Genomic DNA, 13,788 nt, shown 5'->3' with positions numbered 1-13,788 from the left:
CATCAAACTGAAACTGAAAGGTCTCAGCCCGATAAAGTACCGGGAGCAGGCCCAATCGGCCGCCTGACCCCGTCCAAGTCTCGGGGGTCACTTCAGGGACGGGTTTACGGCGTCCCCCGACAACCCACCCTGGCCTGGTCCTTTTCGCAATCCGTGACCGCCGACCAACTGCCGTTGCCGTTGCCGTTGCCGTTGCCGTTGCTTCAAAACCAGCCTGCCGCAGGCAGCGCCGCAGCCGCCGCTGCAAGGAAACCTGAATACGTTCGGACACTGCGCCTCAATCCCCCGCCCCCGCGGCCGATAACGGGGTTGTCACGGCGTATCACGCCGCGACCGGCTCGGCGCCGCCCGCCTGCTTCAACCTGGTCCTGCTCGATGAATCTTCTGCATCGCTGGCAACACTACTTCAGCAACCTCTCCGTCCGGCGCAAGCTCAACCTGCTGACGCTGCTCATCGCGCTCGGCGTGATCGCGCTGTCGGTGATCGCCGCCCGCATGCAGTACCTGGACCTGACCGAGACCCGCAAGACCGCGCTGAAGACCCAGGTCGAACTGAGCGATGGCATCCTCCAGCACTACCATCGCCTGGCCGGCACCGGCGAGCTCAGCGAGGAGGCTGCCAAGACCGCTGCCCTGCAGGCGCTGGAAGTGATGCGCGCCGAGAACGACACCTATTACTACAACGTCTACGACACCGGCTATCGCCTGTTGATGCACCCGTTCCGCAAGGACCTGGTCGGCAAGGACATGAAGGACTTCCGCACCGACGACGGCGTACGGATCTACTACGACCAGGTCGAGGCGGCCAAGGCAGGCGGCGGCTTCGTCAACTACCGCTGGGCCAAGCCGGGCAGCAAGGGCGACGTCGAGAAGGTGGCCTACGCCAGCCTGTTCGCACCCTGGAACTGGGTGATCAGCAGCGGCGTCTACATGGATGACGTTCAGAAGCAGGCGCTGGTGTTCACCGCCATCATGGCCCTCTCCGGCGGCGTGCTTGTGCTGATCGTACTGGCCCTGAGCTGGGTCATCGGCAATCGCATCGCCGTGCCGCTGAAACAGGCCACCGCCGTCGCCGAAGGCATCGCCGCCGGCAAGCTCGACAGCCATATCGGCCCGCAGCCGCATGATGAAACCGGCCGCCTGCTGGAGGCGATGGCCGGCATGCAGCAGCAGCTGCACGCGGTGATCGGCGGCCAGCGCGAAATGGCCCGCCGCCACGACGGTGGCGAGCTGAGCTACCGCATCGATGCCAGCGCCTTCCCCGGCGAGTACGGGCTGATGGTGCAGGAAACCAACGCCCTGGTCGGCGGCCATGTGCAGACCCTGCACGATGTACTGGAGGTGGTGCAGCAGTACGCGGTCGGCGACCTCAGCCGTGACATCGCACGCTACCCGGGCGAGAAGGCGGTGATGACCACCACCGTCGATACGGTCAAGGCCAACCTTGGCCGCATCAACGCCGAGATCAAGCAGTTGGCCAGTTCCGCCGCCGCCGGCGACTTCAGCCGTCGTGGCGACGCGCAGCGCTTCGACCACGATTTCCGCCTGATGCTTGAAAACCTCAACGCGATGATGGCGGTCAGCGATGACAACCTCGGCAAGCTCTCGCAGCTGCTGTCGGCCATCGCCGAAGGCGACCTGACCGCACGCATGCATGGTGATTACCAGGGCGTGTTCGCGCGCATGCGTGACGATGCCAACACCACCGTCACCCAGCTGACCCAGATCGTCGGCCAGATCCAGGCCAGCACGTCCAGCATCACCCTCGCCGCTGGTGAGATCGCGTCGGGCAACAGCGACCTGTCGCGCCGTACCGAGCAGCAGGCCGCCAATCTGGAAGAAACCGCGGCCTCGATGGAGGAGCTGACCTCCACCGTGCGCCAGAACGCCGAGCATGCCCGCCAGGCCAACCAGCTCGCCATCGGCGCGCAGGGTGTGGCCTCGCAGGGTGGCAGCGTGGTCGGCCAGGTGGTCAACACCATGTCGGCCATCGAAGCCTCGTCGAAGAAGATCGCCGAGATCATCAGCGTCATCGATGGCATCGCCTTCCAGACCAATATCCTGGCGCTGAACGCCGCAGTGGAAGCCGCACGTGCCGGCGAACAGGGCCGTGGCTTTGCCGTGGTCGCCAGCGAAGTGCGTACCCTCGCCCAGCGCTCGGCCGCCGCCGCCAAGGAAATCAAAGGCCTGATCGACGACTCCGTCGGCAAGGTCGCCGAAGGCTCCAGCCTGGTGCACCAGGCCGGCAGCACCATGGGCGAGATCGTCGCCTCGGTGCAGCGCGTGACCGACATCATGGCCGAGATCTCCGCGGCCTCGCAGGAGCAGTCGGCCGGCATCGAGCAGGTCAACCAGACCGTGGTGCAGATGGACGAGACCACCCAGCAGAACGCCGCGCTGGTGGAAGAAGCCACCGCTGCCGCACGTGCGATGGAAGAACAAGCTGGCCAGCTGGCCGACGCCGTGGCGATCTTCCGCCTGGACAACCAGGTCTCCGCCGCGATGAAGGCAGTGGCCGCGCGTGTCGAGCCAGCCACCACCGCAGCGGTTGCGCCGCGTCCGCAGGCCACGCCGGCACCCCTGCGTCGCAGCAGCAACGCCAGCACCTTCGTCGCCAGCGACAGCGACTGGCAGGAATTCTGAGACCCACCCGCGGCGGCTTCGGCCGCCGCCTCTGCCGATGGACACGTCCCCCGTGCAAAGTCCTACTCCCATCGTCACCGGCCCGCGCGAATTCGAGTTCGCCGACCGTGATTTCCGCCGCGTCTGCGACCTGATCTACCAGCGCGTGGGCATTGCCCTTGCCCCGGCAAAGCGCGACATGGTCTATGGCCGCCTGTCGCGCCGCCTGCGCACGCTGGGCATGCGCAGCTTCCAGCAGTATCTGGACCATCTGGAGCAGGAAGACGGTGACGAGTGGCAGGCGTTCACCAACGCACTGACCACCAACCTGACCTCGTTCTTCCGCGAACCGCACCACTTCGACAAGCTGCGCGAAGAACTGCAGCAGCGCGCCAGTCGTGCGCCGCTGCTGCTGTGGTCGTGCGCCGCCTCCACCGGCGAAGAACCCTATTCGATGGCGATCACCGCCTGCGAGGCCTTCGGCACGCTGAAGCCGCCGGTGCGCATCGTCGCCACCGATGTCGACACCCAGGTGCTGGCCACCGCCGGCCGTGGTGTCTACAACATCGACCGCGTTGCGAGCCTCGACCCGGACCTGCGCCGCCGCTACTTCCAGCGCGGCAGCGGCCCCAACGAGGGCCAATGCCGCGTGCTGCCCGCACTGCGCGAGCTGATCGAGTTCCGTCCGCTGAACCTGCTCGCGCCGCGCTACGACGTCGGTGGCCCGTTCGATGCGCTGTTCTGCCGCAACGTGATGATCTACTTCGACAAGCCGACCCAGCGCGCGATCCTGGGCCGGCTGGTGCAGCACCTGTCCGACGATGGCCTGCTCTACACCGGCCACTCGGAGAACTACCTGCACGCCGCCGACCTGATCCAGCCCTGCGGACGCACCCTGTACCGCCGCGCGGCAAAGGCAGGCGCATGAACGCATCGCTGCGTACCGATGATGTGATGCGTTACCAGGACGCGCGCTTCAAGACCATTGCGGCCAAACTACTGCCGACCCAGTACCTGGTGGTCGATGACACCACCGCGCTGACCACCACGCTGGGTTCCTGCGTGGCCGCCTGCCTGCGCGACCCGGTGCTGAAGATCGGCGGCATGAACCACTTCCTGCTGCCCGAAGGCAACGCCGGCGATGGCGCACCCGCGCGCTACGGCAGCTACGCGATGGAACTGCTGATCAACGACATGCTCAAGCGCGGCGCGCACCGCAAGCGCATCGAGGCCAAGGTGTTCGGCGGCGCCAACGTGCTCAAGGGGTTCACCAGCAATCCGGTCGGCACCCGCAACGCCGAGTTCGTGCGCCAGTACCTGCAGGCCGAGCACATTCCGATCATCGCCGAGGACCTGTGCGGCATCCATCCGCGCAAGATCTGGTTCTTCGCCGATACCGGCCGCGTGGTCGTGCAGCGCCTGCCGCATGCCCATGAGGCCGAAGTGGCCGCGACCGAATCGGCGGTGCGTGCACGCCTGTCCAAGGCCCCGGTCACCGGCGGCGTGGAGCTGTTCGAATGACCCTGACCGGCAACGCCTCCTGCCGGGTCCTGATCGTCGACGACTCCGCCGTGGTGCGCCAGATGCTCACCGAGATCCTTTCCAGCGATCCGTCCATCGACGTGGTCGGCACCGCCGCCGACCCGCTGCTGGCACGCGAGAAGATCAAGCGCCTGGCCCCCGACGTGATCACCCTGGACGTGGAAATGCCGCGCATGGACGGCCTGGCGTTCCTGGAAAACCTGATGCGCCTGCACCCGCTGCCGGTGGTGATGATCTCCTCGTTGACCGAACGTGGCGCCGACACCACCCTGCAGGCGCTGGCGCTGGGCGCGGTGGACTTCGTCTCCAAGCCGAAACTGGACGTGGCGCGCGGCCTGCAGGGCTACGCCGACGAGATCATCGCCAAAGTGAAGATGGCGGCGCGTTCGCGCGTTCGCCCGCTGGTGCGCGCTGCCGCACCGAAGCTCCTGCTGGAAGCAGCCCCTGCGATGCGTCCCGCCGCACCGCAGTTCCGCACCACCGACCGGCTGATCGCGATCGGCTCATCGGCCGGTGGCACCGAAGCGCTGCGTGTGGTGCTGGAAGGCATGCCCGCCGACGGCCCGGCCGTGGTGATGACCCAGCACCTGCCGGCCAGCTTCAGCAGCGCCTTCGCCGAACGCCTGGACCGGCACTCGGCGATGGCCGTGCGCGAGGCCAGCGACGGCGAGGCCGTGCTGCCGGGCCACGCCTACCTGCCGCCGGGTGGCAAGCACCTGCGCATCATCCGCGATGGTGCGCGCTGGCGTTGCCGGGTCGACGACGGCCCGGCAGTGAACCGGCACAAGCCTGCGGTGGATGTGCTGTTCCGCTCGGTCGCGCAGAACGCCGGCGGCAACGCCATCGGCGCTATCCTCACCGGCATGGGCGATGATGGCGCACGCGGCCTGCTGGAAATGCGCCAAGCCGGCGCCCCCACCCTGGTGCAGGACGAGGCCACCAGCGTGGTGTGGGGCATGCCCGGTGCGGCCTTCAAGCTCGGCGCTGCCGAAGAGCAGGTGCCCTTGGAGCGGATTGCCGAGCGATTGCTCTCGCTTGCCCGCGGCTGATGGAATGGCTGTAGAGCCGAAGGCAACGGCAGGAGCCGTTGCCAACGTCGCTTGCGACGGCCCGCAGGGGGCCGGGCAAGGACGCCCGGCATAGCCCACGCTCGGCTCCGCATCCGGCCAAACACACCAGCCAGACGTCGCATTCAACCCGTTCGATCTGGCGATACCGTCGGACACTGGCATTTCACTAGTGCTGCTTACGCACATGTGTGACGCAATCACCTCGTTTGCGCCCGCGGGCGGATCCTGGTCGATCCGCCACATTGGACGTGCTACCCCTGCCCCTGCAGCGTAAGGCTCCCTTCCACGGAGCCTCTCATTGCCTCTTCTCACCCATCACGATATCGGCACTGGCTTTCCGCTTGTCCTCGGCGGCAGCTATCTCTGGGGCCGCGATATGTGGGCGCCGCAGATCCAGCTGCTGTCGCGGCGCTACCGCCTGATCGTTCCAGAGCTGCCCGGACACGACAACGATCTGCCACTGTCAGCCGCCTTCACTACCCCGGCGTGCCTCGCGCATGAAGTAGGCCGCCTGCTGGATGCGCTGGGCATCGGGCAGTACGCGGTGGCCGGGCTCTCGGTGGGCGGCATGTGGGCGGCGGAACTGGCGCTGCAACGTCCCGATCAGGTCGGTTCGCTGATCCTGATGGACACCTATCTCGGTGCGGAACCGGAAGCGTCGCGGCAACGCTACTTCGGCATGCTCGACATGATCGAACAGCTGGGCTGCATCCCCGAAGCCATGGCGGAACAGATCGTGCCGCTGTTCTTCCGCCCGGGCATCGCCACCGACGATCCGATCCGGGTGATGTTCCGGCAACGACTGCTGTCCTGGCCCCGCAAGCGCCTGCTGAATGCGGTGGTGCCGCTGGGCCGCCTGATTTTCGGCCGCCCGGATCGTTTGTCGGCGTTGAAGGATCTGGACCCGGAAACAACGCTGATCCTGAGCGGCGAACAGGATCTGCCACGCCCCCTGAGCGAAGCGCAGCAGATGGCCAGGGTGATCGGTTGCCGCCTGCAGTCGATACCGGGCGCGGGGCATATCTCGACACTGGAGAATCCCGCCTTCACCAGCGTGCAGCTGGATGCATGGTTGCAGCAATCGCTGCACACCGCCTGCTAGCAACTTGTTGAATGTGAATGTCGGGTGGCATCCCTGGCGGATGCCACCCGGCACTACAGCTCGTCCAGCGACACCACTATCCGCACGATGCCAGGGACCGGCACGCCATCGCGGCTGGCCGCGGTGTAACGCCATCGCGTGGTTGCCTGCACCGCAGCCTCGTCCAGCGCCGCCGAGCCACTGCCACGCGCCAGCTCCGCGCCGTCATGGTTTCCGTGTTCGTCCACGCGTACGAAGATGATGGCCCTGCCATCGCCGCGCTCCGGCCTGCGCCGATCATCCAGCTGAACCGGATACAGGCGCTGCGACGCCGCATCGACCGACGCATAGGTCTCCGCCAGCCGGGCGTCGGGAGACTGTCCCGCCGTTGCAAGGGCAATGGCGTAGGCCTGCTCCTGCAGCAGATATACGCGGCGTTCGGCGGCGCTCATCCTGGTATTCGCCTCGCCCTCGTCGCTCGCCTGGGTTGCCGGCGGCGCGGGTTCACCGGCCCAAACCGGCACCGAAGCTGCCAGCAGCATCACCAAGCGGCCCAGGCCCACGCCTGCCCGCAGCATCACCACAGCTTGAACGACACCGGCACGCGGATCTCTCCGGGTACCGGTACACCATCTTCGCTGGCCGGCAGGTACCGCCACTTGCGTGTCGCCGCCTGCGCGGCCTCGTCCAGCTCCGGCCAGCCGCTGCTCTGCAGCACGGTGGCGCCGGCCCATTGCCCCTCGGCAGTGACCTGCACCATCAAAATCGTTTCACCTTGCTTCTCATCGCGGAAGGCCTGCGATGGATAACGCGGCGGATTGTTGTGCTTGCTCTCAATCACGATCGAAGCCGGTACGTGCGCGGGGCGAGCCCTTTCGACAACCGCCTTCTGCGCCATCGCGCCGTGCGCCAGCATCAATGTGGCCAACACGACCGCACGCCCGAACCAGCGCCAGCAGCGCGTGCGACTCCCCTTCGATCGATTCTGCAACATCCGTGTACTCCAACAAGTCCAGCAGCAAGTCTAGCGCGGCGCAAACAAAAAACCCCCGGCTTTCACCGGGGGTTCTTCGTTTCAACGGGGTGCCGGCCAGCGACCGGCACTACCCTCAGGCAGCGACGGTCTTGGCCACGTCCTGGTATTCCTCGATCTGGTCGAAGTTCATGTAGCGGTAGATCTCCGCGCCGCTGGCGGCGATCACGCCCACATCGGCCATGTACTCTTCCTTGGTCGGAATGCGGCCCAGACGCGAGCAGATCGCGGCCAGTTCGGCCGAACCCAGGTACACGTTGGTGTTGCGGCCCAGACGGTTGGGGAAGTTGCGGGTCGAGGTCGACATCGCGGTGGAGCCTTCACGGATCTGCGCCTGGTTGCCCATGCACAGCGAGCAGCCCGGCATTTCCATGCGTGCACCGGTGGCGCCGAAGGTGCCGTACACGCCTTCCTTGGTCAGCTCCGAAGCATCCATCTTGGTCGGCGGGGCCACCCACAGGCGGGTCGGCAAGTCACGCTTGCCTTCCAGCAGCTTCGCAGCTGCACGGAAATGACCGATGTTGGTCATGCACGAACCGATGAACACTTCGTCGATCTTGGCGCCGGCCACTTCGGACAGGGTCTTCACGTCGTCCGGGTCGTTCGGGCAGGCCACGATCGGCTCGTGGATGTCGGCCAGGTCGATCTCGATGACCGCGGTGTACTCGGCGTCGGCATCCGGCTCCAGCAGCTCCGGGTTGGCCAGCCACGCTTCCATCTTCTCGATACGGCGCTGCAACGAACGCGGATCCTGGTAACCCTCGGCAATCATCCACTTCAGCAGGGTGATGTTGCTGGTCAGGTACTCGATGATCGGTTCCTTGTTCAGGCGCACCGAGCAACCGGCCGCCGAACGCTCGGCCGAGGCGTCGGACAGTTCGAACGCCTGCTCGACCTTCAGTTCCGGCAGGCCTTCGATTTCCAGGATGCGGCCGGAGAAGATGTTCTTCTTGCCAGCCTTGGCCACGGTCAGCAGGCCCGACTTGATCGCGTACAGCGGGATCGCGTTGACCAGGTCACGCAGGGTCACGCCCGGCTGCATCTTGCCCTTGAAGCGCACCAGCACCGATTCCGGCATGTCCAGCGGCATCACGCCGGTGGCAGCGGCGAAGGCGACCAGGCCCGAACCGGCCGGGAACGAAATGCCCACCGGGAAACGGGTGTGCGAGTCACCACCGGTACCAACGGTGTCCGGCAGCAGCATGCGGTTGAGCCAGCTGTGGATCACGCCGTCGCCCGGACGCAGCGAGACGCCGCCACGGGTGGAGATGAACTCTGGCAGGGTGTGGTGGGTCTTCACGTCCACCGGCTTCGGGTAAGCGGCGGTATGGCAGAACGACTGCATCACCAGGTCGGCCGAGAAGCCCAGGCAGGCCAGGTCCTTCAGCTCGTCACGGGTCATCGGGCCGGTGGTGTCCTGCGAGCCGACCGAGGTCATCTTCGGTTCGCAGTAGGTGCCCGGGCGCATGCCCTGGCCTTCCGGCAGGCCACAGGCGCGGCCGACCATCTTCTGCGCCAGCGAGAAGCCCTTGCCGGTATCGACCGGCTGCACCGGCAGGCGGAACAGATCGGTCGGGGCCAGGCCCAGCGCTTCACGCGCCTTGCCGGTCAGGCCACGGCCGATGATCAGCGGAATGCGGCCACCGGCGCGCACTTCGTCGAACAGCACTTCGGACTTGACCTGGAACTCGGCGATCACTTCACCGTTCTTCAGCGCCTTGCCTTCGTACGGACGCAGCTCGACGACATCGCCGTGCTCCATCTTCGACACGTCCAGCTCGATCGGCAGTGCACCGGCATCTTCCATGGTGTTGTAGAAGATCGGGGCGATCTTCGAACCCAGGCAGACGCCACCGGCGCGCTTGTTCGGAATGAACGGAATGTCATCGCCGGTCCACCACAGCACGCTGTTGGTGGCCGACTTGCGCGAGGAACCGGTGCCGACCACGTCCCCAACGTAGGCGACCAGGTGGCCCTTGTCCTTCAGGTCGAGGATCTGCTGGATCGGGCCGCGCTTGCCGTCCTCTTCCGGGGTGAACGGCGCATCGTCGCGCTTGTTCTTCAGCATCGCCAGGGCGTGCATCGGGATGTCCGGGCGGGTGGTCGCGTCCGGTGCCGGCGACAGGTCGTCGGTGTTGGTTTCGCCCGGCACCTTGAACACGGTGACGGTCAGGCTCTGCGGCACTTCCGGGTTGCCGGTGAACCACTCGGCATCGGCCCAGCTCTGCAGCACGGCCTGGGCGTTGGCATTGCCGGCCTTGGCCTTTTCCTGCACGTCATGGAAGGCATCGAACACCAGCAGGGTCTTCTTCAGACCGTTGGCGGCGATGGTGCCGACGCTGGCGTCGTCCAGCAGCTGTACCAGCGGGGCAACGTTGTAACCGCCGAGCATGGTGCCCAGCAGTTCGGTGGCGCGCTCACGGCTGATCAGCGGGTTCTGCTCGCTGCCCAGGGCGATTGCCGCCAGGTACGAGGCCTTGACCTTGGCCGCGTCATCGACGCCGGCCGGCACGCGGTGGGTCAGCAGGTCGAGCAGGAACTCGGCCTCGCCCTGCGGCGGGTTCTTCAGCAGTTCGATGACATCGGCCGTCTGCTGCGCGCTCAGCGGCAGCGGCGGGATGCCAAGCGCAGCGCGCTCGGCGACGTGGTGGCGGTAGGCTTCCAACATGACAACTCCCGGGTAATGCGTAGGTTGAAAAAAGTGGGCTCAGGCTTGCGGCACGATCAGCTTCAGGCCCTTGAAGTAGTCGCGGTAAAACGTATCGTTCCAGGTGATCAGGCCATCGCACTGCAGCAGTGCGTGGGCGCCGACCATGAATTCATCCAGGCTCCGGCGGCTGCCGCTGCGCTGGCGGTGACGGCGGTGCATCTCGCCGGCGCGCAGCGCCGACTTGGCTTCCATCGGGTTGAAGTGCACGCCCATTTCTTCCAGCGCTTCGAGCACCTCGGCGCCGCCGCGCAGCGATGCGCAGACCTCGGCCAGGGTCGCGCCGCAGACCACCACACGGCCACCAACCAGGCTCTGCCTGAGGATGGCTTCCACGGCATCGGCCTGCGGACCATTACTTAGCAGCTCGACCAGCACCGGTGAATCAACGGCGATCATCACGGCTTATTCCTCGTCGCGCACCGAACGTACGGCGGCATCGGACGATTCGAAGCCGTCCAGCGCGAACTTGCCGCGCGCCCGTGAAATGGCATCGTCAACACTCTTGCGCAGGATGATGCGGCTGCCATCCAGTTCGACCTTCAGCAGCGTGCCCTTGGTCAGGCCGAGGGCATCACGTACCGCCTTGGGCAGGGTGATCTGTCCGCGTTCTGCAACAGTGGCTTCCATCGGTAGGCCCTCCAGAGTATGCACAAATTATACATACTTCCCCGGGCATACTTCCACCCTGAACTGGACCGGCACCCCGCCAGCCCTTGCCTCGCAAAGGATCGGCCACAAACGTGACATACGCCATACACCTTCCCCTGTAGTCTGGAACCGATGCCGCAGGCTGGACCCGGCCCGGGTGAATCCATTCAGTTTGGGGTTCATACTGGGAGGACCGGGGCCACCAGGCCCGCGGCGACCGCAAGCAGGCCCGTCCACGCACGGGCCAGAGCAAGCCATCCGCAAGAAGGAGTTACCCCGCATGAGCGATTCGTTCTCCACCCGCAGCCAGCTGAACGTCGGCGGCAAGACCTACGACTACTTCAGCCTGCCCACGCTGGGCCAGCGCTTCGATATCTCCCACCTGCCCTACTCGATGAAGATCCTGCTGGAGAATCTGCTCCGGCACGAGGATGGCGGCATCACCGTCGGCAAGGACCACATCGAAGCGGTGGCCCGCTGGAACCCGGCGGCCGAGCCGGACACCGAGATCGCCTTCATGCCGGCGCGCGTGGTCCTGCAGGACTTCACCGGCGTGCCCTGCGTGGTCGACCTGGCCGCGATGCGCGACGCGGTGGTCAAGCTCGGCGGCTCGCCTGAGCAGATCAACCCGCAGATTCCCTCCGAACTGGTCATCGACCACTCGGTGCAGGTGGATGTATTCGGCAAGCCCGATGCGCTCGACATCAACGGCAGGATCGAATTCCAGCGCAACCAGGAGCGTTACGGCTTCCTGCGCTGGGGCCAGAAGGCCTTCGACAACTTCAAGGTCGTACCGCCGAACACCGGCATCGTCCATCAGGTGAACCTTGAAAACCTGGCCCGCGTGGTGATGACCGCGGACAAGGATGGCAAGGCCGTCGCCTACCCGGATACCGTGTTCGGTACCGACAGCCATACCACCATGATCAACGGCATCGGCGTACTGGGCTGGGGCGTGGGCGGCATCGAGGCCGAAGCCGCCATGCTCGGCCAGCCGTCGTCGATGCTGATCCCGCAGGTGGTGGGCTTCAAGCTGACCGGCAAGCTGCCCGAGGGTGCCACCGCCACCGACCTGGTGCTGACCGTTACCCAGATGCTGCGCAAGCTGGGCGTGGTCGGCAAGTTCGTCGAGTTCTTCGGCGAGGGCCTGCAGCACCTGCCGCTGGCCGACCGTGCCACCATCGGCAACATGGCCCCCGAATACGGCGCCACCTGCGGCATCTTCCCGATCGATCACGAATCGCTGAACTACCTGCGCCTGTCCGGCCGCAGCGAAGAGCAGATCGACCTGGTCGAAGCCTACGCCAAGGCACAGGGCCTGTGGCACGACGCCAGCAGCCCGCATGCGCAGTACAGCACCACGCTGGAACTGGACATGGGCACGGTGAAGCCGTCGCTGGCAGGCCCCAAGCGCCCGCAGGACCGCGTGCTGCTGGAAGACGTGCAGAAGAACTACCGCGAAGCGCTGGTCGGCATGACCGCCAACCGCGACAAGCGCAGCGACGATGTCTCCTCGTTCGTCAACGAAGGTGGTGGCGCCGCGGTCGGCAACGAACAGCTGGCCAAGGGGTACGCCGACATCGAAACCGAAGGCCGCAAGGTCCGCCTGAAGGATGGTGCAGTGGTCATCGCTGCCATCACCTCGTGCACCAACACCTCCAACCCGGCGGTGATGATCGGTGCTGGCCTGCTGGCCCGCAACGCGGCCGCCAAGGGCCTGAACCGCCAGCCATGGGTCAAGACCTCGCTCGGCCCAGGCTCGCGCGTGGTCACCGACTACCTGGAAAAGGCCGGCGTACTGAAGGAGCTGGAGAAAATCGGCTTCTACGTGGTCGGCTACGGCTGCACCACCTGCATCGGCAACTCCGGCCCGCTGCCGACCGAAGTCAGCGCCGGCATCGCCACCGGCGACCTGGTGGTCACCTCGGTACTGTCGGGCAACCGCAACTTCGAGGGCCGCGTGCACCCCGAAGTGAAGATGAACTACCTGGCCAGCCCACCGCTGGTGGTCGCCTACGCCATCGCCGGCACCACCGACATCGACCTGACCACCCAGCCGCTCGGTACCGGCAGCGATGGCCAGCCGGTGTTCCTGCGTGACATCTGGCCGAGCAACAAGGAAATCGGCGACGTCATCGCTGCCACCATCGGCCCGGAGATGTTCAAGCAGAACTACGCCGATGTGTTCAAGGGTGACACCCGCTGGAACACCATCGCTTCTCCGGACGGCAACCTGTACGAGTGGAGCGATGCCTCCACCTACATCAAGAATCCGCCGTACTTCGATGGCATGACCATGCAGACCGGCAGCATCGACGACGTGCACGGCGCGCGCGTGATGGGCCTGTTCGGCGATTCGATCACCACCGACCACATCTCCCCGGCCGGCAACATCAAGAAGGATTCACCTGCCGGCCGTTTCCTGCAGGAACGCGGCGTGCAGCCGGCCGACTTCAACAGCTACGGCAGCCGCCGCGGCAACGATGACGTGATGGTCCGCGGCACGTTCGCCAACATCCGCATCAAGAACCTGATGTTCGGTGGCGAGGAAGGCGGCAACACCCTGTACTACCCGGCCGGCGGCGGCCAGCCGGAAAAGCTGGCGATCTACGATGCAGCCATGAAGTACAAGGCCGACAAGGTGCCGCTGGTGGTGCTGGCCGGCAAGGAGTACGGCACCGGCTCGTCGCGTGACTGGGCGGCCAAGGGCACCCTGCTGCTGGGGGTGAAGGCGGTCATCGCCGAAAGCTTCGAGCGCATCCACCGCTCCAACCTGGTCGGCATGGGCGTGCTGCCGCTGCAGTTCCGCAACGGTGAAAACGCACAGAGCCTGGGCCTGGACGGTTCGGAAGTGATCGACATCACCGGCCTGGTAGATGGTGCCAGCAAGCGCGCCACCGTCACCGCGACCAAGGCCGACGGCACCAGGAAGACCTTCGAAGTCTCGGTGATGCTGCTGACCCCGAAGGAAGTCGAGTACTTCCGTCATGGTGGCCTGCTGCAGTACGTGCTGCGCCAGCTGGCAGCCAAGTAACCGGTAGCGCCGGGCCATGCCCGGCGGATCCCGGAAGCAAACGCAAAG

11 protein-coding genes are annotated in these 13,788 nt (G+C 65.9%); 6 read left to right on the top strand and 5 right to left on the bottom strand.

The genetic code is table 11. The features are described from left to right. Positions 1-375 precede the first annotated feature (375 nt). The 5 genes from AC0Z6F_RS04955 to AC0Z6F_RS04935 all read left to right on the top strand — a co-directional run bounded on the left by AC0Z6F_RS04955 (position 376) and on the right by AC0Z6F_RS04935 (position 6,336). The gene (locus AC0Z6F_RS04955; protein ID WP_485616566.1) at positions 376-2,643 is read left to right on the top strand and encodes a methyl-accepting chemotaxis protein; all 2,268 of its coding nucleotides are present in this window, start codon (positions 376-378) and stop codon (positions 2,641-2,643) included. Between the two features lie 37 nt (positions 2,644-2,680). After that, positions 2,681-3,550 (top strand): CheR family methyltransferase, encoded by an 870-nt coding sequence (locus AC0Z6F_RS04950; RefSeq protein WP_485616567.1) that lies wholly within the window; start codon positions 2,681-2,683, stop codon positions 3,548-3,550. Then, positions 3,547-4,143: a chemoreceptor glutamine deamidase CheD gene (gene cheD / locus AC0Z6F_RS04945; protein ID WP_008264676.1), complete on the top strand. Its 597-nt coding sequence runs from the start codon at positions 3,547-3,549 to the stop codon at positions 4,141-4,143. The genes AC0Z6F_RS04950 and cheD overlap by 4 nt, the downstream gene beginning before the upstream one ends. Then, entirely contained in the window at positions 4,140-5,213 is a 1,074-nt protein-coding gene (locus AC0Z6F_RS04940) for a protein-glutamate methylesterase/protein-glutamine glutaminase (protein ID WP_485616568.1), read from the top strand. Before cheD ends, AC0Z6F_RS04940 begins: the two co-directional genes overlap by 4 nt. A gap of 319 nt (positions 5,214-5,532) precedes the next feature. Further along, entirely contained in the window at positions 5,533-6,336 is an 804-nt protein-coding gene (locus AC0Z6F_RS04935; RefSeq protein WP_012510950.1) for an alpha/beta fold hydrolase, read from the top strand. Positions 6,337-6,389: 53 nt separating this feature from the next. Here the strand turns inward: AC0Z6F_RS04935 and AC0Z6F_RS04930 are convergent, their stop codons facing one another. From AC0Z6F_RS04930 to AC0Z6F_RS04910, 5 genes are all read right to left on the bottom strand, one after another. Continuing rightward, complete coding sequence (locus AC0Z6F_RS04930; RefSeq protein ID WP_175392812.1) at positions 6,390-6,767, bottom strand: TonB family protein; 378 nt, start codon at positions 6,765-6,767, stop codon at positions 6,390-6,392. Between the two features lie 125 nt (positions 6,768-6,892). Next, positions 6,893-7,231 (bottom strand): energy transducer TonB, encoded by a 339-nt coding sequence (locus AC0Z6F_RS04925; RefSeq protein WP_232274017.1) that lies wholly within the window; start codon positions 7,229-7,231, stop codon positions 6,893-6,895. 193 nt (positions 7,232-7,424) lie between these two features. Continuing rightward, positions 7,425-10,016: a bifunctional aconitate hydratase 2/2-methylisocitrate dehydratase gene (gene acnB, locus AC0Z6F_RS04920; RefSeq protein WP_485616569.1), complete on the bottom strand. Its 2,592-nt coding sequence runs from the start codon at positions 10,014-10,016 to the stop codon at positions 7,425-7,427. A 39-nt stretch (positions 10,017-10,055) separates the two neighbouring features. Then, complete coding sequence (locus AC0Z6F_RS04915) at positions 10,056-10,454, bottom strand: type II toxin-antitoxin system VapC family toxin (protein WP_008267153.1); 399 nt, start codon at positions 10,452-10,454, stop codon at positions 10,056-10,058. Positions 10,455-10,460: 6 nt separating this feature from the next. Next, complete coding sequence (locus tag AC0Z6F_RS04910; RefSeq protein WP_006364928.1) at positions 10,461-10,685, bottom strand: AbrB/MazE/SpoVT family DNA-binding domain-containing protein; 225 nt, start codon at positions 10,683-10,685, stop codon at positions 10,461-10,463. Positions 10,686-10,986: 301 nt separating this feature from the next. Here AC0Z6F_RS04910 and acnA point away from each other — a divergent pair, with 301 nt between their 5' ends. Beyond that, positions 10,987-13,740: an aconitate hydratase AcnA gene (acnA, locus tag AC0Z6F_RS04905; protein ID WP_485616571.1), complete on the top strand. Its 2,754-nt coding sequence runs from the start codon at positions 10,987-10,989 to the stop codon at positions 13,738-13,740. The last annotated feature ends 48 nt before the right edge of the window (positions 13,741-13,788 follow it).

Source organism: Stenotrophomonas sp. 1L-E-5-B-C3 (genome assembly GCF_057292075.1).
Note: the sequence above shows the minus strand (reverse complement) of the source record. Positions and strands in the feature narration are given on the sequence as shown.

Coding starts and splice junctions, on each gene's coding strand:
- AC0Z6F_RS04955 (WP_485616566.1), top strand. CDS start 376: ATGAATCTTCTGCATCGCTGGCAACACTACTTCAGCAACCTCTCCGTC.
- AC0Z6F_RS04950 (WP_485616567.1), top strand. CDS start 2,681: ATGGACACGTCCCCCGTGCAAAGTCCTACTCCCATCGTCACCGGCCCG.
- cheD (WP_008264676.1), top strand. CDS start 3,547: ATGAACGCATCGCTGCGTACCGATGATGTGATGCGTTACCAGGACGCG.
- AC0Z6F_RS04940 (WP_485616568.1), top strand. CDS start 4,140: ATGACCCTGACCGGCAACGCCTCCTGCCGGGTCCTGATCGTCGACGAC.
- AC0Z6F_RS04930 (WP_175392812.1), bottom strand. CDS start 6,767: ATGAGCGCCGCCGAACGCCGCGTATATCTGCTGCAGGAGCAGGCCTAC.
- AC0Z6F_RS04925 (WP_232274017.1), bottom strand. CDS start 7,231: ATGCTGGCGCACGGCGCGATGGCGCAGAAGGCGGTTGTCGAAAGGGCT.
- acnB (WP_485616569.1), bottom strand. CDS start 10,016: ATGTTGGAAGCCTACCGCCACCACGTCGCCGAGCGCGCTGCGCTTGGC.
- AC0Z6F_RS04915 (WP_008267153.1), bottom strand. CDS start 10,454: ATGATCGCCGTTGATTCACCGGTGCTGGTCGAGCTGCTAAGTAATGGT.
- AC0Z6F_RS04910 (WP_006364928.1), bottom strand. CDS start 10,685: ATGGAAGCCACTGTTGCAGAACGCGGACAGATCACCCTGCCCAAGGCG.
- acnA (WP_485616571.1), top strand. CDS start 10,987: ATGAGCGATTCGTTCTCCACCCGCAGCCAGCTGAACGTCGGCGGCAAG.